The organism is Virgibacillus necropolis (genome assembly GCF_044793635.1).
GTDB lineage: Bacteria > Bacillota > Bacilli > Bacillales > Amphibacillaceae > Virgibacillus_F > Virgibacillus_F necropolis_A.
Window position 1 is genome coordinate 1,402,217 of record NZ_CP084992.1, and the last position, 18,694, is coordinate 1,420,910.

Below are 18,694 nucleotides of genomic sequence, written 5' to 3' on the forward strand. Positions count from 1 at the left end.
GTAGAGGACGGACTGTTGATATATCTGGTATTTCTACCATGCGCCATAATAAGTAATGGTCCTAGCAGCATTCTCAGTACCAATTTCAAGGCATCTCTTGGTTGAGTATTTATTTAATACGCCATATAAAAAGCCGGATATGAAAGAATCTCCAGCACCCATGGTATCAACTAATTTTGTATTCTTGACTCCAAGTTTGTAAAACTCCACTCCATCATATGCAATACTACCTTCTTCACCTAAAGTTGCTATGGCTACCTTACATCCCAGTTTTTGTACCTTTAGAAGAAAATCACGTATAAAATTATCATCCCCTTCATATGAGAAAAAGGAATAATCAACGAATTGCGGTAACCATTGGGTCAATGGACTATTAATTTCATCAGAAAAATCAAAAGAAGTAATCATCCCACTTTGTTTAAATCTTTGAAAATAGCACTCGCAATGACCAGAAATAGCAGAGTGAACAATCTTATGATTATTGATATGCAAAATATCGTCTGGACTTAGCGTGAAGTTCGCCATGACCCCTTCCTCATAATTAACGAAACACCTGTCATTTTCCTTTAGTTCCACATGGGTTACTGCTGTCTGACCTTCGTTTACGTGTAAATGTGATATGTCTACATTATGATTCTGCATTTCCTCAATAATTTTCTCACCATTTTCATCTGAACCAACCACCCCTACGTAAGAAGCACCAACTCCATATCTTTTTGAGTAAACTGCAACGTTAACAGCGTTCCCACCTGGATAGCTTTTATTTTGAAATGAATAAACGTCAATACAGTTATCTCCTATTGTGATAATGTCCATCTTCTATGCTCACTCCTAATTCTGATATATATAAATTCATTCTTTTCTATTAATTAATGAAATCTATGGATTTACGAAGAGCATTTTCTGGATTTTGATAATATTGAGATCCCATAATCTCCAAAGTACATATTCCATCGTAATTATTCTTTTTCAGATTGTCCAAATAATCATGAATCGGCAGTACCCCATCTCCAAGACTCAAATGCTCATCCGAATGACCGTCACCATCAACGAGATGAAAATGAATCATATCCTGATCGAAATGTTTAAAAAAATCTTCAGGTGTTTCCCCGGCAAGGTGCATAGCAACTGTATCTATCATGGGTTTTATTGCAGGAGATTTCGTTTCATTAATCATTTTTTTTACTTGATCGCAATTTGTAATAAGATTTGTTTCAAACGTTGTTAGTGGTTCAAGCACTAAAATAATACCTTCCTTCTCAGCCACTTTCGTCAATTTCGTTATAGATTCTAGAGCATAATTCCAAGACTCTTTATTTTGCACTGAGTAATCTCCTATTCCTGATGTAACTAGCATCATTTTGGATTCTAGCTCGGCAGCAACATAAATATTCTCCTTGAAATAATCAAAACTTTTTGTACGCCAATCAATATCTGAGCTTGCTAGATTGTATGGATAGACACATTGCTCTGGTGTGATACATGCAATTTCAATATTTCTCTTACGTATTTCTTTTCGAATTTCTTGAAGATTGGAAAGTAGATTCCTATAAACAAAAAGATGCGGCTCTCCCACCCACAATTCTATGGTATCAAGTCCTAATCTTTGCATAGAGTCAAGAAAATAAGTGAAAGGGTAATGTCTATATGTAATATTCATGCCAGCTAATTTCATTTAATGCACCTCCTAAAGAGTAAGATAGAACTACAGTTTATCATTTTCAAAAGACATTAATAATTACGTGGTTCTCTAAGTTGTATCATCCCTTCACACCGCCATCTGATAATGCTTTTATAAAATGTTTTTGGAATATGATAAATACAATAATCATAGGAATGGTTGCCATGAATAGACCCGCTAATAGAACACCATAATTGGTACCAAGTTGACTTCTAAGATTCATCAGCCCTACCGGTATAGTTCTCAACTCTGAACTTTCAATAAACGCAAGCGCAAACATAAATTCATTCCAAAAGAACATTCCGGTTAATAATCCTGTTGTTAACACTATAGGTTTACTCATTGGTAAAATGATACGCCAAAATACTGACCACGTATTACACCCATCAATATATGCAGCATCCTCTACCTCCCGGGGTAGCGATAAAAAATAAGAACGCATTAAAAAGACAGCAAAAGGAATTTGAAATGCAACGTACGGAAGAATTAAAGCCCAATATGTGTCGAGTAAGTTTATAGTCTGTAACATTTTAAAAAGTGCAATCAGACTAACCTGAGGGGCTAACATTAAGCCACTAAGTATAAATAAGAAAAGGAAGTTTCTCCCTTTAAAATCAAACCTACTAAGCGAATACGATGCAAGTGAGCTCAAGATAAGAACTATCACGACAGAAACACTTGTGACCAATACACTATTAAAGAAGTAACGAGCTACCCCATTTTCCCACGCGACAACAAAGTTTTCCCAGACCCACTTCTCAGGCAGCGACCATGGCTTCATAAAAAATTCACTATTTGACTTAAATCCACTTATTATCATCCATAACAACGGAATAATAATACTAAGAGCTAAAGATATCAAAATAACGAAAATTATTACATTAAATAATTTACCCCATATATTGATTCGCTTCATCAACTATCACACCCTACAAAAATAATTATAATCTTTTCAATAGTTCTTCCTCTATTCACCAGTTCTTGAGGCTTTAATTTGTAGAAAGGACAAAATAACCGTAATGATAAAAATTATAGTGGCAATTGCCGAAGCATATCCCATTTCATCATTTCTAAAACCACTGTTAAAAAGCATGGTGCCTAATACTTCAGTCGCATGGCCTGGACCACCTGAAGTCATAATATAAACTTCATCGAAAACTTTAAATGCTCCAACAGTCGTGAAAGTTGTAGCAACCAATATCATCTCCTTAATCTGTGGAATTGTAATATGAATAAAAGTATGAAATCTGTTAGCACCATCAATCATTGCAGCCTCATATAATGTCCTAGGAATTTTTTGCATTGCTACTAAAAATAACATTGCAATATATCCAGTGTACTGCCACTGAGATACAAAAATAACAGCATATATAGCTGTATCTGGCTCACCCAACCACGCATAGGAGAAGTCCTGAAAACCTATAGCTTGAATAAACTCGTTTATTATACCGATACTTGGTTGATACATCATATTCCATAGTAATCCAACAACGGCTAATGAAAGAATAGAAGGTATAAAGAAAATTGTTCGAAAAAACGGTTGAAACTTACGTACAATTTTTTCCTCTAATATAGCCGCAATAATCAATCCACCACCAACTTGAAAAACTAGTGAAATCACCGCATATAAAACATTATTTTTTAAAGAAGTATAAAACACTGGATCTGTGAACAAGGTTTTATAGTATTCCAAACCAACAAATACCTTTTCAGTGGAAAATGCATTCCATCGAAATGTACTATTATAGAAATTTAATATTATCGGTAAAAATATAAACACTAGTACTACAAGTAATGCTGGAATCACATAGAGTACAGCCCGTTTATTCTGGTAAATATTCACCTTGATTCCCCCTAGAAAGGGGTAAACGACCAAGTTATGTTTACCCCATCAAATTCACTATTTGGTTTCACTTTTGATCTTTTCAGCTTCCTTCTGCACTTCTTCCATAATCTGCTCAGGGGTTTTTGTACCATTTAAAAGCGGTTTCATATTGTTTATATAAACATCAGCTATCCTCGAGTCCACTGCAGTATCTAGCCATTGTGACAATCCTTCTGCTTCTTCCAGGATATTTTGGGCTTCTACAGATTGTTTCAAGGCATTATCTTCAGTTACCGCACCTTTTATTGAGCTATTCCAGTCAATCATGTCAACCATCATTTGCTGGGTTTCTTTACTGGTAAGAAATTTTAAAAACTTTACCGCTTCTTCTGGGTGCTTTGAGTTAGCAGAGACAATAAAACCATCAGGTGCTCCGGTTATAAAGTTTTGATTACCATCTCCACTTGTAATATCAGGCATAGGGAAGAACCCCCAATCAACTGGCATGTTTTCTTCTATGCGCGTAAACCCTTCTGTTTCGATATATACCATTGCACCTTTTCCTTGATAGAAATTTTCCAGAGCAAGACTATGGGACACTGAATTAATATTTTCATTAAAGTTTCCTTGGTCGTTTAATTTTTTAAGGTACTTTAACGCTTTTATATAGCCTTCATGTGTAAACTCGCCCGATTTTGGATTGTAATCCGACTTTAATTTTTCGTTAGGAACAAATTTTTGATTTAACCCAGTCAAATAATGAATGCTTGCCCAAGGCAATTCATTTCCAAGATAAATAGGTGTCACTCCCTCGCTTTTCAATTTTTCATTAATAGCCATGAATTCATCCCAGTCTTTTGGCTCTTCTAAATTATATTTATCGAATATTTGTTTATTGTAAACAAAGAATTTACCGACAAGGCGAATAGGTATACCATAGTTTTTCCCTTCAGACTTGAAGGGTTTTAAGCTTGCAGGAACAAAGCTTTCCTTCCATTCTGAATCCTTATTCAAATAATCCGTTAAATCTAATGCTATTCCTGCATTAATAAACTTTTGAATGAATTGCCCTGACCAAGAAAAGGTAATATCTGGAGCATTACCTCCTCCCACAGTTGTACGTAGTTTGTCTTTCATAGGATCATCTCCAACGGCTTCCATTTCAATATTTATATCAGGGTTTTTCTTCTCAAATTCCTTAACCACCTTTTCAAAAAAAGGTGAGTATTCAGGTTCAGGCCACTTTTGAAGAAATCTTAATTCAACTTGGTCTTTCCCTGATGATTGTTCCGAGCAGCCGACTACAACTAACATTACAGACACCACTAAGATTGAAAATAACATCAATTTCCTATTCATTTACTTTTACCTCCAATTTTTTATATTAACTAATAATGGTATATACCATTTACAACAAGCCTTCATTTGATAAAGTTTTTCATCTTAATTTTCCAGGCTAAGCCGCGAGTAATATCTAACGATATCGCTTCTTATTGTTGACTCCGTAACTTCTACCACTTGATCATCTGCATTATAGGCAATTGATTCCAAGAATATGCACGCGCTGCCATCCTTGATTTTAAGCAATTTACTTTCAAATTCATTAGATATGGCTACTTGCATGTACTGATCTGCCTTAATCGGTTTTACTCCATAATGTGTTTCTAGCATTTTATATAACGAGACATCATCAGTAATATACTCTTCAATTCCTTTACAATAGCTGTATGGAATATATGACTTTTCTATTGCAATCGGAATATCATTACCTGATCTTAATCTTTCAAAAATAATTATTTCATCTGCAACCTCAATATTTAACTTTCTTGCCATTGCTAAATCTGCGAAGTCTTTTTTTATATTAAGTACTTTTGTGCTTGGACGTAGGCCTTTAAGTTTTAATTCCCTACTATAACTATTAAATGTGATAAAATCCATTTCTAGTTTTCGTACAATGAAGGTGCCCGCTCCTACTCGTCGTTCAACCAATCCCTCCCTCTCTAAAATAGACAATGCATTTCTTGCTGTCATTCTACTGACATTACCCTTTTCGGCAATCATCCTTTCTGACATTATCTTGTCTCCTTCTTTTAGTTTTCCGTTATTAATGTCATCTAATATTAGCTTCTTTAACTGTTTATACATGGGCAGTTTATTTGATTCTTTTTTATAATCCACAAAGTTCACCTACATTTTTCTTGGTATATACCATTTTATAAAATCATAAATTATACAGGCAAGTCTGTCAACGATTAATTTTTTGTAAATTCTTAATTCGGTTCTATAGATACGTTTAATACTTGTATCTATAAGGTTTAACAAGAAGTACGATCCTTCAATAAATTCATAATAATTTTAAAATTTATTTAAAAACGCTTGCTTAATAAATCATTGACTGCTAGTATATGTTTTAAAATTACCGTGTTTAAGTATTAATAAAAAAATTTTAATATTAATGGTATATACCATTTTGGTGAAAGGTGTGTGAAGAAACCATTGAAATACGGACGTCATCCCCCTTTGTATTAGTGGCAGATAAAGATTATTTAAAGAAAGTGGAGTTATTTATCTTAAATATATCCAATATCTGGGGCCCATACCTCCACTTATACTTTTCAAGAATGGTCAAGAACAAAATAATGTTTAGCCTAAGGAGGATATTTAATGTTAAATTTTGACGAAAATGTTTACTTAAAAAATGGAAAACTAACTTATGAAACACGTGAGGAAATCGAAAGGGTAGCAGATGAGATCTCTAGTGAAGGTTTTAAAAATATCTTTTTCATCTCAGTTGGTGGTTCCATCGCTATAATGTGGCCAATTCAAGAAATGTTAAAACAAATGACAGGCATTCCTGTGTATGCTGAACAAGCTGCTGAGATAGTTCTAACTGGACATAAACAACTCACAAAGGATTCAATCATAGTCATGGCATCCAAGTCAGGAAATACGAAAGAAACAGTTGCCGCTGCTGAATGGTGTATAAATCAAGGGTTTCGGGTTGTTTCACTCGTAGGCAAAGAAAACTCCCCTTTGGAAAAAGCAAGTCGATGGACAATTCCAAACCTTGCCGAAAATGGGGTTGAATTTGAATATATGCAACTCTTCATGCTTCTTTTTAGCTTGCTAGAATCTAGAGGGGAATTTCCTGATTATAAAAACTTTGCTGATCAATTAGAATTTCTTCCTAATAACCTGTTGAATGCAAAAAAGAAGTTTGACCCTATCGCAGATGAGATAGCAAAAAAGTATTATAGTGAACCATACAACATATGGATTGGCGGAGGAGAAATGTGGGGAGAGGTTTATTTATTTTCCATGTGTATTCTCGAAGAAATGCAATGGGTCCGGACAAAGGCAGTTTCTTCCTCTGAGTTTTTCCATGGTACACTGGAACTCATAGAAGAAGAAGTACCTGTTTTTCTTGTTAAAGGAGAAGGGAAACGACGTAAAGTAGATGAACGTGTTGAAGAGTTCTGCAAACAATATACAAATAAATTTGAAGTTCTGGACACGAAAGACTACGAGCTAAACGGAATTGATGACCAATACCGTTGGATTCTTGCACCAACGATTTCTACAGCTCTTTTAGTAGACAGACTGGCACAACACTATCAAAAATACACCGGACATAATATGGATGATTACCGCTATTACCGACAATTCGCCTATTAACTCAGGATTTATTCTATAAATATCAACTTTTGTCAAAGCCTTATTATGAAGGAAAAAGCAAATTAGATATGGCTCAATTAAGAGCCATATCTAATTTGTATACAATAACACGATTATCACAAAAATCCCTACTTACACATCATTAATTCAAAATTATCACATGCAGAGCCTAGGTATTATAATACAAGTGATATTGATATTATTCGACAAAAACCGAGAAGTGACAGTGGCACACAAAACCCTCTCCCTATCCTATTCACTTTAGCTATCCGCTTTTTTCAATCCTTTAATTGCTCCAAGATGCATTCCCTCATGATACAATGTGAAATTCAAAATCTCTCCGACTGTACTTAACGATTTAAAAGGTTTCGCTGCTTCTTCATCAAGTTGACCGACTAGAGATGCCTTCAGTTTTTCCGGCTGTTCTTCAAGAAGTTGTCTTATCTCATCGAGTGACGGCACTTCATCCTTCCAATCGGTTGGCGTTGTCCCTGGAGTAAATAGTTCAATATAATGAGGAGGAATTTCAATGTCTTTTCCACCAAATCTAGCAAGTAAAGCATTTTGCACCGTGTATATGTGGCCCAGGTTCCAACGAATCGTATTGCGAAACCCTTTTGGCATTTGATCGGCCTGTTCTTCTGATAAACCTTCCATTTCATTCAATGTGTTTTGTCTAACTAAGTTAATTTGCTTGAAAATCATTTCTTCGTTCATAATTGCAACTCTCCTTTTCTCTTAATCTATTTAAAGTTAACACAAGTTAGCCGTTACGATAAGACTGAGCTCTCCCCCCTACAACCGCCCAACTACCTCCATCCCAATCTCTATGGAAGCTGTTGCTGCCGGTGATGGAGCATTGCACACGTGGATTGCTCGTCTGTCCTGGATGATCGCAAAGTCATCTAGTAAGTTGCCTTCACTGTCGAGGGCCTGAGCACGCACTCCAGCCTTTGCCTGCCTTATATCATCCTCATTGATTTCCGGAATGTACCGCTGCACGCCTTTGATAAAAGCTTTCACACTATAGGAGCGAAGCATTTCTTTTAATCCTTCAGCCATATTATTCCGCACCAATTTTATAAACCCGGGATAGGTTGTTCCTTCGATGAATTCCTTAAAATGAAAGTCTAATTTCCGATAGCCTTCACGCTTAAAACTATAAACAGCATTCGGCCCAATTAATATTCGGCCATCTATCATTCTTGTAAAATGGACACCGAGAAATGGAAAATCAGGATTTGGTACTGGATAGATAAGATGCTTCACCAGATGGCGTTTCTCGGGCTTCAACTCGTAATATTCACCACGGAAAGGAATAATTTTCAAGTCTGTTTTAATGTTTGCCAATTGTGCGACCCGGTCAGAAAACAATCCAGCACAATTAATAACATATCGGCTGTGAATAACTCCCATACTCGTTTCCAGTTCCACATGCTCCTGCCAAAATTGAATATCTGTTACTTCTGTATGTAAGGAAATTTCTCCTCCATGCTGTTTGATGATTTCACCAAACGTCTCCGCAACTTCCTGGTAATTCACGATTCCCGTGCTTGGCACCCTAATTGCCGCAATTCCATTCACATGAGGCTCAATTTCCTGTAATTCCTCAACTGAGATTCTTTCAACCGCAAGTTGATTTTCCAAACCCCTTTGATAAAGGTTTTCTAGTAAGGGAATTTCTTCTTCTTTCGTTGCTACAATCACTTTACCGCATAAATCGTAGTGAATTCCGTGTTTTTCACAGAACTCAACTATCTGCCTGTTACCTTTTCGGGCCAGTTCTGCTTTTAAACTACCCGGTTTGTAATAAATACCGGAATGAATAACGCCACTGTTTCTACCTGTCTGGTGAAGGGAAAGTGCTGCTTCCTTTTCTACAATGATAATCGATGCGTTAGGGTACTTTCTGCTGATTTCCATACCAACAGAAAGCCCAATAATGCCACCACCGATAATAGCATAATCATAAACCATTTTTCTTCACTCCTTATTGCTTAGAACATATCAATTAATTCAATGATTCCGAGGTATCCAAACAAAACGACACAGCCGGTTAAAACAATATTTGCAATCCAGCCATTCCTAAAGTCCTTAACCACACGCTTCGAATTTAATAACCAGAGTAGCGATATAGCCAAAAACGGCATGAACAATGCTCCTAGCGCACCATATATGATAACGAGCGCCACTGGTTTACCGAAAAATAAAAGAAGCATTGGTGGGAAAGTCAACCAAAGAAGATATGCGCGATAAGCTGGATCTTTTTCAGATACTGGTTTATCAGAATGCTTTCCTTTTTTTCGTATCATACGAACAAAATCTGCAAACAGATAAGGCACCCCATTCCAGACACCCAATAAGGAAGAAAATGCTGCAGACCATGCACCGATTAAAAACATCCAACGTGCAACCGTTCCAAATTCCTCACTAAATAAATTTGAAAGTGTCACTAATCCCTCTTCTCCATTGACCTTAATGCCAGTTCCGTATAGGAATTCAGCTCCGACTACTAATAGTGAAACAGTAAACACGGCAGTAATCACATAGCCAATAGCGGAGTCCATTTTCATCATTGGAATCCACTTTCTGCCTTCCCATTTCTTTTCACGGATCCAATAACCATAGGAGGCCATTGTAATCGTACCTCCGACTCCCCCAAGTAGACCTAATACAAGTAACATGGAACCGTCACCGGTACGTGGTACTAAACCACCGATAATATTGCCGATATCCGGCACCAGAATAACTGCTGATCCAACAACAGTTACAAACATAATACCAATCATGATTGTCATAACATTTTCAAATAGCTTGTACTTTCCAGTTAAAACAAGCGCCATTCCAGCAAGCCCGTGGATGATCGCCCACGCCCACAAAGGCATAATAGGAAACATGGTTACCATCATAATTGCACTGGTCGACATCGCCGCCGCACCATAACTAAATCCCCAAAGCACCGAGTATACCCCGAAATAACCCATCGCCCATTTTCCCAGTGAACGAAAGCCTTCCAGAATTGTCTTACCTGTTGCTAACTGCCAACGACCCATTCCTTCTGTAAAAAAGTATTTAAAAATAGCACCGAGCACAATCGCCCATATCAGTGTCATACCAAATCCAGCACCCGCAACAAGGGCAGCGATTAAGTCACCTGTCCCAACACCTGTGGCAGCTGTAACGAAACCAGGCCCGACAGTTTTCAGTTTCCCTTTAAATGTAGTTGGTGGAACTGGTGTATCTGTAGGTCTTTTTACATGATTCTGTTCAATAGTTTCAGCATTCATTTTGAAACCTCCCTTTATAAATAGCTTTCTGTAAGTGTTCGCGCATCACTTCGAATCTCTTCCAGTGCTCCTCCAGGATAATCTGGTGGCTGGTCAATTTTATTAAGTATAGAATAAATATTGTTTTCAATTCAACAATTATTCAGAAATGTATAAAAGATAAGTCATTTGGCTCAGTCTGTTTTATGGATTAGAGTCAGGCAGTTGGCAACACCTACAAACTGTTATAACCTAGTACTATATCCTCAAAAAAAGGAGCCAAAAAACATTGATTGAAGTTTACACAGATGGGGCATCAAGCGGTAACCCGGGAATCAGTGGTGCCGGAATTTATATAAAAGCAAGTGGAAAAACACATGAATACTTATTTCCATTGGGAGAGATGTCTAACCATGAAGCTGAATTTCACGCTGTTATAAAAGCATTAGAAATTTGCGTGGAGCATTTCCCAGGTGAAATACTATCATTCCGGTCAGATTCGAAGCTGGTAGTAGATGCGATTGAAAAAGATTTCACGAAAAACCAAATCTTTCTTCCCATGCTTGAAAAAATCAGGGAAGAAGCAAGCAACTTTCCATACTTTTTTATCAAATGGATACCTGAAAAAAGTAATAAAAATGCAGATCAGTTGGCAAGAAAGGCAATTCGGATGCAGTAAAATTCTTATGAAGGCTGTACTAATCAACACTATTTCCTTATATAATAGTACTTATGAAAGGGTGATCTACATGCAAAGTTCAACTGGATTCATTTGTGATGAGAGCTACTTTTGGCATCAAACGGGTAATGGAGCGTTGATGTTGAGCGCAAGCGGTTGGATACAGGAAGATATCCACGCAGAAAACCCGGAAACGAAACGTCGTATAAAGAATTTACTTGATCGGTCACATTTCATTAAAGAGCTTGAGCAAATCGAACCAAGATATGCCACTCGGCAAGAAGTCGAGACTAATCATACAGCTGACTATGTTGAGAAGGTTAAAACGTTAAGTAAGTCGGGTGGTGGTGATGCTGGAGAACATGCAATCGTCGGACCTGGGTCTTATGAAATTGCCCTACTGTCTGCTGGAGGTGTATTAACAGCTGTAGATTCGGTAATGAACGATAAGGTTAGCAATGCTTATGCACTAACTCGTCCACCGGGGCATCACGCTGAGCAAGATGGTGGAATGGGGTTTTGTCTATTCAACAACGTTGCAATTGCTGCAAAATATGCTTGGTCGAAGTACGGACTCAAGCGAATAGTTATCCTTGATTGGGACGTGCATCATGGGAACGGAACGGAAAGCGCATTTTATTCTGACTCAGAAGTATTATTTATTTCCGTACATCAGGAAAACATTTTCCCAAAAAATCGTGGGGCCATTACATACACTGGTAAAGGAGATGGATTAGGGTATAATGTGAACATCGAATTACCTGCCGGCACTGGAAACGAAGGGTACAACTACACATTTGATGACGTGATAGAACCAATTATAAATCAGTACCAGCCAGAATTGATTTTAATTTCAGCAGGTCAGGATCCGAGTCGGTTTGATCCATTGGGTCGCATGCTTGTAACGGCTGAAGGTTTTCACCAAATGGCATCAAGGGTAAAAACATTAGCCGAAAGGCATTGTAATGGTAGATTAATTGCCTGTCATGAAGGTGGCTATAGTACTTCATATGTACCGTTTTGCACATTGAAGATCTTGGAAGCTTTTAGTGGGAAGCAAAGCAATGTTGAGGATCCGTTTGACCTCGGCCATCATGAAGGTCCTATCTATCAAAATCAAATAGAAGCTATTAATAAAGTTAAAGAGATTCAAAATCAATATTGGAGTTTTCCATAATAATTAGAAAACTTGGCTTATCGCCAAGCCTTAATGGCGAAAGCCTTAGTTGCACTTATGCAGTAAGAAAGGATTTATACTTTCTTAACTGCTAAATAGAGGGGACAAAACACCTGTCCCCTTACCGAGTCCTCCACACGTTATCGATGCGATCATATGAATCCAACCGCAGATCATTTTTTTCATCACGCAGTTTATGTTTTGCAATCCTTTCAGATGGAGTTAGAGGCAAGTCTGTCCGAAATTCCCAATACCGAGGTATTTTAAAATAGGCAAGGTAATCATCACAGAATTCAATCAACTTTTTTACAATATCACTATGATCTGTAATTCTGTCTTTTAACACAACATATACTTTTACTTCATCACCACGCAATTCATCGGGAACAGGAATCGCTGCAACGTAATTTACATCTGGATAAAGTTTTATGGTTTCCTCGACTTCCGTTGCCGAAATATTTTCCCCACTTCTACGGATCATTTCCTTTTTTCTTCCTATATAATAAATCAATCCTTTCTCATCCATATAAGCCAAGTCACCTGTATGGAAAAATCCATTTCTAAAAGCCTCTTTTGTTGCTTCCGGATTTTTATAATAACCTTCCATTACACCTGTTCCTCTTAAAACTAATTCACCAATTTCACCACGTGGGACAGGGTGATCATGATCATTCATAATTCGTACTTCCCTATGCTGATTTGGCCTGCCTATACACCCTGTACCAACTAAAGCATCATGTTCCTCTTTCGTGACAGAAATATCTCCACCTGTTTCCGTCATTCCAAAGCATTCGAACCAAGGGGTGGCCCATCGTTTCTCGAGTTCGTTATGAAGATGTCTGGGGATTGCGGAACATGAGATATGCCTGACATAATGGGTCTGATAATGCTGAGAGACCGGCATTTTCAACATAAGTACAGGCATTACACCTAAACAATAAAAGTAGGTAACCTTATATTCCCGCACTTTCTGCCAAAATGTTGATGGATGAAAACGATCCAGAACAATTAGAGTTGCACCTGATGCTAATGAAGTAATCAAATTCCATTGAGGATCCATGTAGTAAAACGGCTGTGCAGTCAGCATGATATCGCGTTCGTTTATGCCAGGATGTGATGGCAATACATTATTTTGTCCCATTGTTAACCAATAATTATGTGTAAGCATGCATCCCTTAGGTCGACCTGTCGTTCCTGACGTATACTGTATATTGACGATAGTCTCGGGATACACAGGTAATAACGGCAGATCAGCCGTTACCTGGCTACATAAATCTTGCAAATTATGAACACCATTTTGACTGTTTTGACCTACTGACACGATATGTTTCAGTGTTTTCACGTTTGTTTTAATGCGTTGGAGTAAAGTGACAAACGCAGATGAAGTGACAACGGTTGCCGCCTCTGAGTGTTCAAGAAGATAGTTAGCATCAAACTCCTTATAGTGACTATTAATTGGCACCATGATTGCCCCAATCTTGCCTATAGCGAGCCACGTTAAAGGAAATTCAGGGCGATTCTTCATCATGACAGCTACGCGATCCCCATTTTTCACGCCTAGCCCAAGCAGCACATTCGCGATTTTGTTGGATCTCTCATATATTTCGCTAAAGGTTAATTGTTCATTAAACTCATCAATTACAAGACCTATCTTAGTACCCCAACGAACTGCGGCTCGCTCTGTTAATGTCTTGATATCTCCCACTTTATCCAAATCAAGATTTCCCACAGTCCCCATACCTGACATCGCCAAATCCCCTTCCCTGGTTTTAATTTTTCTTTCTTAATTTAAATTTCTCGGCTGCTTTTTCAGCTTCATCCGAGAATGTTGTTGAAAGGACATGCTCCACCTCTAATTCGTATGCACTTTCAATCGTGGACTGGGAACCATGGTTTAGGACAAACTTTGCTTTTGAAAGAGAAACTTGGGGTAAATTACTCAATCTAATTGCTAATTTCATAGCAGCTTCCTCTAATTCCCCTGAATCGACTACGAAATTAATTAACCCAAGGACTTTTGCTTCTTTTGCTGTAAACCTTTCACCTAGAAGTAATAATTCTTTTGCTTTGGTCAAACCCACAGTCATTGGAAGTAGATGTGATATCCCACCTGTTACACTAAGCCCGACGCTCACTTCCGGAAAACCGAATTCCGTATTATTATCGGCAATAATTAAATCACAACATAAGGCAAATTCACATCCAGCACCGAGAGCATAGCCATGTACCGCAGCAATTACAGGACACGTGGCCTTTCGAATTTTTCGTGTAACATCCTGAAGTCGTTGAAGATGATTCCTTAATTCCGCTTCCGTTTCGAATTTCGTATCTGCTTTCAAATCGTGACCAGCACAAAATGCCCTTCCTCTCCCAGAGAGAATAATAGCCTTAACATTATCATTTTCAGCCTGTTTCAAAGATTGATTTAGTTCTTCAATCAACTCGGGTACAACCGCATTTAAACGATTAGGTCGATTAAGGAAGATCAAAGCAATGTCACCATTTAATTCATAATCCACCGTTTGTTTATTTTCATCCATGAATAAACAGCCCCTCTAATAATACTTCCGTAACGTTGGTTATTATTCATATTATGCATGACTTTTTGATTAATTCTCAGGTCAAGCTAGGAACAATGTTAAGCAACTATTGTCGGGTGTTTTGTAAAAGGTTTATAAAACATATAAATGGGTACTTGATAACTATGTTGTTTCTTATATAAATATAAACAATGATTAATCAGTGCAGTAATACCCTTCAAAGGGTTTTGCAAATATACGCCTTGTAATTTGGGGACTTTACTTAATTTGATAATAGAAAGGAGGGTCGAAAACATAGAAGAATAATAACTGTAATAGATTTTGTTTACTACAACGCTGATAATCAGTAATGTTTATATAAGAGATAGCTGAGGATTTTAATCTAGAGTGGTTGTGTAACTGTAATTAAAACGAAATATGTCGTATCAAAATGCTGAAAAAAATAACTAACATGATAGCAGCTTAATTAGTCCGAATTTTACAAAACGACCTGGTTAAGATTTTGTTAGTGATACAAGGTATTTTTTTATCAGTTTCATTTCTCCACTTCACGGATCAGATTCAATAAAAGTGGAGAGGAAGTACGAGTTTGTGTAACATAAATGTTTTGAAGAAAAAGATAGAAGAAACAAGAAAGAAAATGTATGAAACATACGAAAATAACCCGAATGATCCACAAATATTGACCATTTCACAAAGTTTAGATGTACTATTAAATGAGTATGGTCAAGCATTTAAAAGTGCCAAAAAATTAAATAAAGGTCAAAAGAATTAGTATGATGAAGTGGATTATCATGTATGCCCAATATCCCACTAAATTGATGGGAGTATTGGGCATTTTCAATTACTCATTGACTCATAATTGGCTAGCACCATTACGAATATTGACACTAACCTTGCTTTCTATCATGCAATCCTATTAAAAATAAGCGTATCATTGTATCGATATCCACCTCTATCAAACCCTTTACTAGAATAATAACCGGGAAGTGACATGCACCGCAGACTATGCTATAATTAGCTCGTCCAATCTTTCCCGGGGCCATGGTATAATGGGATTACACTTGAATGGCATTCAAGTAATCGGGGTTCAATTCCCCGTGGCTCCATCCTTGGTTAAACTTGTTACACGCCCCTTCTCCTAGACACCACATACTCTACAGCGCCAGTACCAATAAACACACCACTCAAAATTAATAGAAATCCAACCACATGATACAGCGTAATAACTTCATTTAAAAATATAGCCGCTCCAGTAATCGCAAAAAGTGTGTTCAGATTAATGAAAATAGCTGCTTCAGCTGGCCCTACTTTTTTAATGGCGTAGTTGTAACTCATATGGCCAAACGCTGATGCGAAAACTGCACTGAATAAGAAAACTGCTCCCAGCTTCCAATCTAGCAAATAGGTAATCTCCTGAAGTCCAGATCCAAAAACCTGACTCAACAAAAAGATGAAAACCGAACCAAGTACAAGCATGTACCCAGTTGCGAGCCGTGGATCAAACGTCGGTTTCAGTTTACTAATCAATACAAAACTAAATCCTTGCACGACAACTCCAATTAATATGATGAGGTCCCCCAACGAGACAGCTGCCAATCCATCAGCACCGGTCAACGTCGTCACAACTATACCTATAAATCCTAAAATGAAGCCAGAAACTCTTATCCACGTGACATGCTGACGCAAAATAATCACAGCCATCATCATGGTAACGAGTGGCATCATCCCCAAAATTAACGCTGCGTTTATACCGGTTGTCATCTCTATACCCACCGCGACAAGCGAATGGTGTAAAATCACATTAAAAACAGCTATGTAAAAAATGATGAGCCACTCATGCTTAAGAGGTAACCTGAATATCCCCATCACAGAACAAATCACCAAAACAACAATGCCCGCCGTCATAATTCGAAACGACGTCAGTAACATCGGATCAACTGCATCAACTAGTACCTTCAACGCCGATACATTTAACCCCCACATCAACATAACCATTAACAAAAGAATATAAATTTTCACCATAAATTAATTCACCTAGTTCCTCAGCTACTTCCTCTTACTCTACTATAATGCCGAAATCCTGTCATGACTTGAATTTAATTCGACAACGTTCGACAAAAACCGGGAAGTGACAGGCGCCACCCACCATACAACCATTCACAAACCAAAAAGAGCCCTCCCCAACAACCGGGAAGAACTCTTTCCGTAATCCATATTAAGATTTTTTCAATATAGATTTAACCTCGTCAAACTCATCTTGAATTTCTTTTGAAGGCGCTTTTCCTAATAGACTTACAACCATAATTGTGATCCATGAAAGTATGAATCCTGGTACAAGTTCATACAGATTAAAGATACCACCTATATCTGCAAACATTGGCCAAATAATTACTGTAGCAGCACCAACAATCATTCCAGCTAAAGCACCATTTCTCGTCATGCGTTTCCAGAACAAGCTCAATACGATTAGTGGACCAAATGCAGCCCCAAAACCAGCCCAAGCATAACTTACTAATTCTAGCACTTTACTATCTTGATCATATCCTAGGAAAATAGCAATAATAGCGATTACTAGACAAGCAATTCTACCAACAAGCATTTCCTCTTTACGAGTAGCGTTTCTTCTGAAAAGTTGCTTATAAAAGTCCTGTGCCAGTGCACTTGAAGCAACAATTAATTGCGAATCTACTGTACTCATAATCGCTGCGAGTATTGCTGCAAGTAAAAAACCTGCTACCCATGGGTTAAATAATACTTGCGTTAACATAATAAATACAGTCTCGGAATTTTCAAGAGGAGCACCAGTAACTTCAAAGTATGCGATTCCTGTAAAACCGATAAAAATAGCTCCAAACAGCGATATAACCATCCAAGTCATTCCAACTAAACGCGCTTTTGGAATTTCCTTCGTTGATTTAACTCCCATAAAGCGAACGATAATATGTGGTTGGCCAAAATATCCAAGGCCCCAAGCGAGTAATGAAACGACACTTATAATCGTCGCTCCGGCAGTTATGTCTAGATACGATGGGTCAATTTCACCGATTATCTGTAATGTTTCGTTCCAACCACCAAGTTCATAAATAACTACAATCGGTACAACAATTAGAGCTAAAAGCATTAAAATTCCCTGAACAAAATCTGTCCAACTTGCAGCTAAAAATCCACCGAAAAGAGTGTATGAGAGAATGACTCCGCATCCTATCCATAGAGCTAATGTATAATCCATTCCAAATGAACTTTCTAAAAGAATAGCTCCACCTACAAGACTTGAAGAAGTGTAGAAAGTAAAGAATACGAGGATAACAATTGCAGAAACTACCCTTAATAGCTTTGATTTATCACGAAAACGGTTTTCAAAGTAATCCGGTACGGTAATCGAATCATTGGCTACTTCTGTATAAACCCTGAACGGTTTGGCAACAAATTGCCAGTTCAAATATGCACCAGTTGCTAAACCAATCGCAATCCACGCACCTCCCATTCCACTTACATACACAGCACCTGGTAAACCCAACATGAGCCAACCACTCATATCAGAGGCTCCTGCACTTAATGCTGCAACTTCACCTCTAAGACGTCTTCCACCTAATACAAAATCATTTAAATTACTTGTCATTCTTGTTGCAATTACACCTATTACTCCCATTCCAATTAGATAGATTATAATTGCGGTTAATTGAGAAATATTAATATCCATTTTTTATTTTACACTCCTTGTTTCAGTAAAGTACGTTACAATTGATAGTATTACTAGTAATGGCATAGGTATTAACAGCCAGCACCAAGTTGCTAAAGTTAAATCCACATTATCACCCCCTATAAATGACTATCATTAAATCCTTATA

17 protein-coding genes and 1 tRNA gene are annotated in these 18,694 nt (G+C 37.5%); 5 read left to right on the forward strand and 13 right to left on the reverse strand.

The genetic code is table 11. From position 1 onward, the window contains the following. Nucleotides 1-33: 33 nt before the first annotated feature. The 6 genes from frlD to LG329_RS06890 all read right to left on the reverse strand — a co-directional run bounded on the left by frlD (nucleotide 34) and on the right by LG329_RS06890 (nucleotide 5,651). Nucleotides 34-816: a fructoselysine 6-kinase gene (gene frlD / locus LG329_RS06865; protein ID WP_404455090.1), complete on the reverse strand. Its 783-nt coding sequence runs from the start codon at nucleotides 814-816 to the stop codon at nucleotides 34-36. Nucleotides 817-865: 49 nt separating this feature from the next. Then, complete coding sequence (locus LG329_RS06870; protein ID WP_404455093.1) at nucleotides 866-1,675, reverse strand: sugar phosphate isomerase/epimerase family protein; 810 nt, start codon at nucleotides 1,673-1,675, stop codon at nucleotides 866-868. 85 nt (nucleotides 1,676-1,760) lie between these two features. After that, the gene (locus LG329_RS06875; protein WP_404455096.1) at nucleotides 1,761-2,597 is read right to left on the reverse strand and encodes a carbohydrate ABC transporter permease; all 837 of its coding nucleotides are present in this window, start codon (nucleotides 2,595-2,597) and stop codon (nucleotides 1,761-1,763) included. A gap of 51 nt (nucleotides 2,598-2,648) precedes the next feature. Next, nucleotides 2,649-3,518, reverse strand: a complete 870-nt coding sequence (locus LG329_RS06880; protein ID WP_404456454.1) for a carbohydrate ABC transporter permease — start codon at nucleotides 3,516-3,518, stop codon at nucleotides 2,649-2,651. Nucleotides 3,519-3,581: 63 nt separating this feature from the next. Then, nucleotides 3,582-4,865 carry an ABC transporter substrate-binding protein gene (locus LG329_RS06885; protein ID WP_404455099.1) on the reverse strand — a complete coding sequence of 428 codons (1,284 nt, stop codon included), beginning with the start codon at nucleotides 4,863-4,865 and terminating at the stop codon, nucleotides 3,582-3,584. Nucleotides 4,866-4,949: 84 nt separating this feature from the next. Further along, nucleotides 4,950-5,651: a GntR family transcriptional regulator gene (locus LG329_RS06890; RefSeq protein ID WP_404456457.1), complete on the reverse strand. Its 702-nt coding sequence runs from the start codon at nucleotides 5,649-5,651 to the stop codon at nucleotides 4,950-4,952. A 519-nt stretch (nucleotides 5,652-6,170) separates the two neighbouring features. On the opposite strand from LG329_RS06890, the gene LG329_RS06895 reads away from it, so the two are divergent. Beyond that, nucleotides 6,171-7,181 (forward strand): SIS domain-containing protein, encoded by a 1,011-nt coding sequence (locus LG329_RS06895; protein WP_404455102.1) that lies wholly within the window; start codon nucleotides 6,171-6,173, stop codon nucleotides 7,179-7,181. A 261-nt stretch (nucleotides 7,182-7,442) separates the two neighbouring features. Here the strand turns inward: LG329_RS06895 and LG329_RS06900 are convergent, their stop codons facing one another. The 3 genes from LG329_RS06900 to LG329_RS06910 all read right to left on the reverse strand — a co-directional run bounded on the left by LG329_RS06900 (nucleotide 7,443) and on the right by LG329_RS06910 (nucleotide 10,468). Then, nucleotides 7,443-7,898: a DinB family protein gene (locus tag LG329_RS06900; RefSeq protein WP_404455104.1), complete on the reverse strand. Its 456-nt coding sequence runs from the start codon at nucleotides 7,896-7,898 to the stop codon at nucleotides 7,443-7,445. A gap of 78 nt (nucleotides 7,899-7,976) precedes the next feature. Beyond that, nucleotides 7,977-9,158: an L-2-hydroxyglutarate oxidase gene (lhgO, locus tag LG329_RS06905; protein ID WP_404455106.1), complete on the reverse strand. Its 1,182-nt coding sequence runs from the start codon at nucleotides 9,156-9,158 to the stop codon at nucleotides 7,977-7,979. A 20-nt stretch (nucleotides 9,159-9,178) separates the two neighbouring features. Then, entirely contained in the window at nucleotides 9,179-10,468 is a 1,290-nt protein-coding gene (locus tag LG329_RS06910) for an Nramp family divalent metal transporter (RefSeq protein ID WP_404455109.1), read from the reverse strand. Nucleotides 10,469-10,736: 268 nt separating this feature from the next. Here LG329_RS06910 and LG329_RS06915 point away from each other — a divergent pair, with 268 nt between their 5' ends. Beyond that, nucleotides 10,737-11,126, forward strand: coding sequence for an RNase H family protein (locus LG329_RS06915; RefSeq protein WP_404455112.1), 390 nt, complete (start codon nucleotides 10,737-10,739; stop codon nucleotides 11,124-11,126). Nucleotides 11,127-11,196: 70 nt separating this feature from the next. Next, a complete protein-coding gene (locus LG329_RS06920; RefSeq protein WP_404455114.1) occupies nucleotides 11,197-12,303 on the forward strand; it encodes a class II histone deacetylase in 1,107 nt (368 codons plus the stop codon). A gap of 121 nt (nucleotides 12,304-12,424) precedes the next feature. Here LG329_RS06920 and LG329_RS06925 read toward each other — a convergent pair whose 3' ends face one another. Continuing rightward, nucleotides 12,425-14,050 (reverse strand): AMP-binding protein, encoded by a 1,626-nt coding sequence (locus LG329_RS06925; protein ID WP_404455117.1) that lies wholly within the window; start codon nucleotides 14,048-14,050, stop codon nucleotides 12,425-12,427. Nucleotides 14,051-14,072: 22 nt separating this feature from the next. After that, entirely contained in the window at nucleotides 14,073-14,843 is a 771-nt protein-coding gene (locus tag LG329_RS06930) for an enoyl-CoA hydratase/isomerase family protein (RefSeq protein WP_404455119.1), read from the reverse strand. A 589-nt stretch (nucleotides 14,844-15,432) separates the two neighbouring features. Between LG329_RS06930 and LG329_RS06935 the strand changes: the two genes are divergently transcribed. Together LG329_RS06935 and LG329_RS06940 are read left to right on the forward strand one after the other, a co-directional pair. Continuing rightward, on the forward strand, nucleotides 15,433-15,618 hold the full coding sequence (locus LG329_RS06935) for a Spo0E family sporulation regulatory protein-aspartic acid phosphatase (RefSeq protein WP_404455122.1): 186 nt from the start codon (nucleotides 15,433-15,435) through the stop codon (nucleotides 15,616-15,618). A 263-nt stretch (nucleotides 15,619-15,881) separates the two neighbouring features. Beyond that, nucleotides 15,882-15,952: transfer RNA gene (locus LG329_RS06940), tRNA-Ala, on the forward strand. A gap of 16 nt (nucleotides 15,953-15,968) precedes the next feature. Here the strand turns inward: LG329_RS06940 and LG329_RS06945 are convergent. Together LG329_RS06945 and putP are read right to left on the reverse strand one after the other, a co-directional pair. Further along, nucleotides 15,969-16,868 (reverse strand): DMT family transporter, encoded by a 900-nt coding sequence (locus LG329_RS06945; RefSeq protein ID WP_404455125.1) that lies wholly within the window; start codon nucleotides 16,866-16,868, stop codon nucleotides 15,969-15,971. 193 nt (nucleotides 16,869-17,061) lie between these two features. Beyond that, nucleotides 17,062-18,546 carry a sodium/proline symporter PutP gene (putP, locus tag LG329_RS06950; protein WP_404455128.1) on the reverse strand — a complete coding sequence of 495 codons (1,485 nt, stop codon included), beginning with the start codon at nucleotides 18,544-18,546 and terminating at the stop codon, nucleotides 17,062-17,064. Nucleotides 18,547-18,694 lie beyond the last annotated feature (148 nt).

Bases quoted from the DNA above. Each gene is read 5' to 3' on its own strand.
- frlD (WP_404455090.1), bottom strand. From the start codon at position 816: ATGGACATTATCACAATAGGAGATAACTGTATTGACGTTTATTCATTT.
- LG329_RS06870 (WP_404455093.1), bottom strand. From the start codon at position 1,675: ATGAAATTAGCTGGCATGAATATTACATATAGACATTACCCTTTCACT.
- LG329_RS06875 (WP_404455096.1), bottom strand. From the start codon at position 2,597: ATGAAGCGAATCAATATATGGGGTAAATTATTTAATGTAATAATTTTC.
- LG329_RS06885 (WP_404455099.1), bottom strand. From the start codon at position 4,865: ATGAATAGGAAATTGATGTTATTTTCAATCTTAGTGGTGTCTGTAATG.
- LG329_RS06890 (WP_404456457.1), bottom strand. From the start codon at position 5,651: ATGTATAAACAGTTAAAGAAGCTAATATTAGATGACATTAATAACGGA.
- LG329_RS06895 (WP_404455102.1), top strand. From the start codon at position 6,171: ATGTTAAATTTTGACGAAAATGTTTACTTAAAAAATGGAAAACTAACT.
- LG329_RS06900 (WP_404455104.1), bottom strand. From the start codon at position 7,898: ATGAACGAAGAAATGATTTTCAAGCAAATTAACTTAGTTAGACAAAAC.
- lhgO (WP_404455106.1), bottom strand. From the start codon at position 9,158: ATGGTTTATGATTATGCTATTATCGGTGGTGGCATTATTGGGCTTTCT.
- LG329_RS06910 (WP_404455109.1), bottom strand. From the start codon at position 10,468: ATGAATGCTGAAACTATTGAACAGAATCATGTAAAAAGACCTACAGAT.
- LG329_RS06920 (WP_404455114.1), top strand. From the start codon at position 11,197: ATGCAAAGTTCAACTGGATTCATTTGTGATGAGAGCTACTTTTGGCAT.
- LG329_RS06925 (WP_404455117.1), bottom strand. From the start codon at position 14,050: ATGTCAGGTATGGGGACTGTGGGAAATCTTGATTTGGATAAAGTGGGA.
- LG329_RS06930 (WP_404455119.1), bottom strand. From the start codon at position 14,843: ATGGATGAAAATAAACAAACGGTGGATTATGAATTAAATGGTGACATT.
- LG329_RS06945 (WP_404455125.1), bottom strand. From the start codon at position 16,868: ATGGTGAAAATTTATATTCTTTTGTTAATGGTTATGTTGATGTGGGGG.
- putP (WP_404455128.1), bottom strand. From the start codon at position 18,546: ATGGATATTAATATTTCTCAATTAACCGCAATTATAATCTATCTAATT.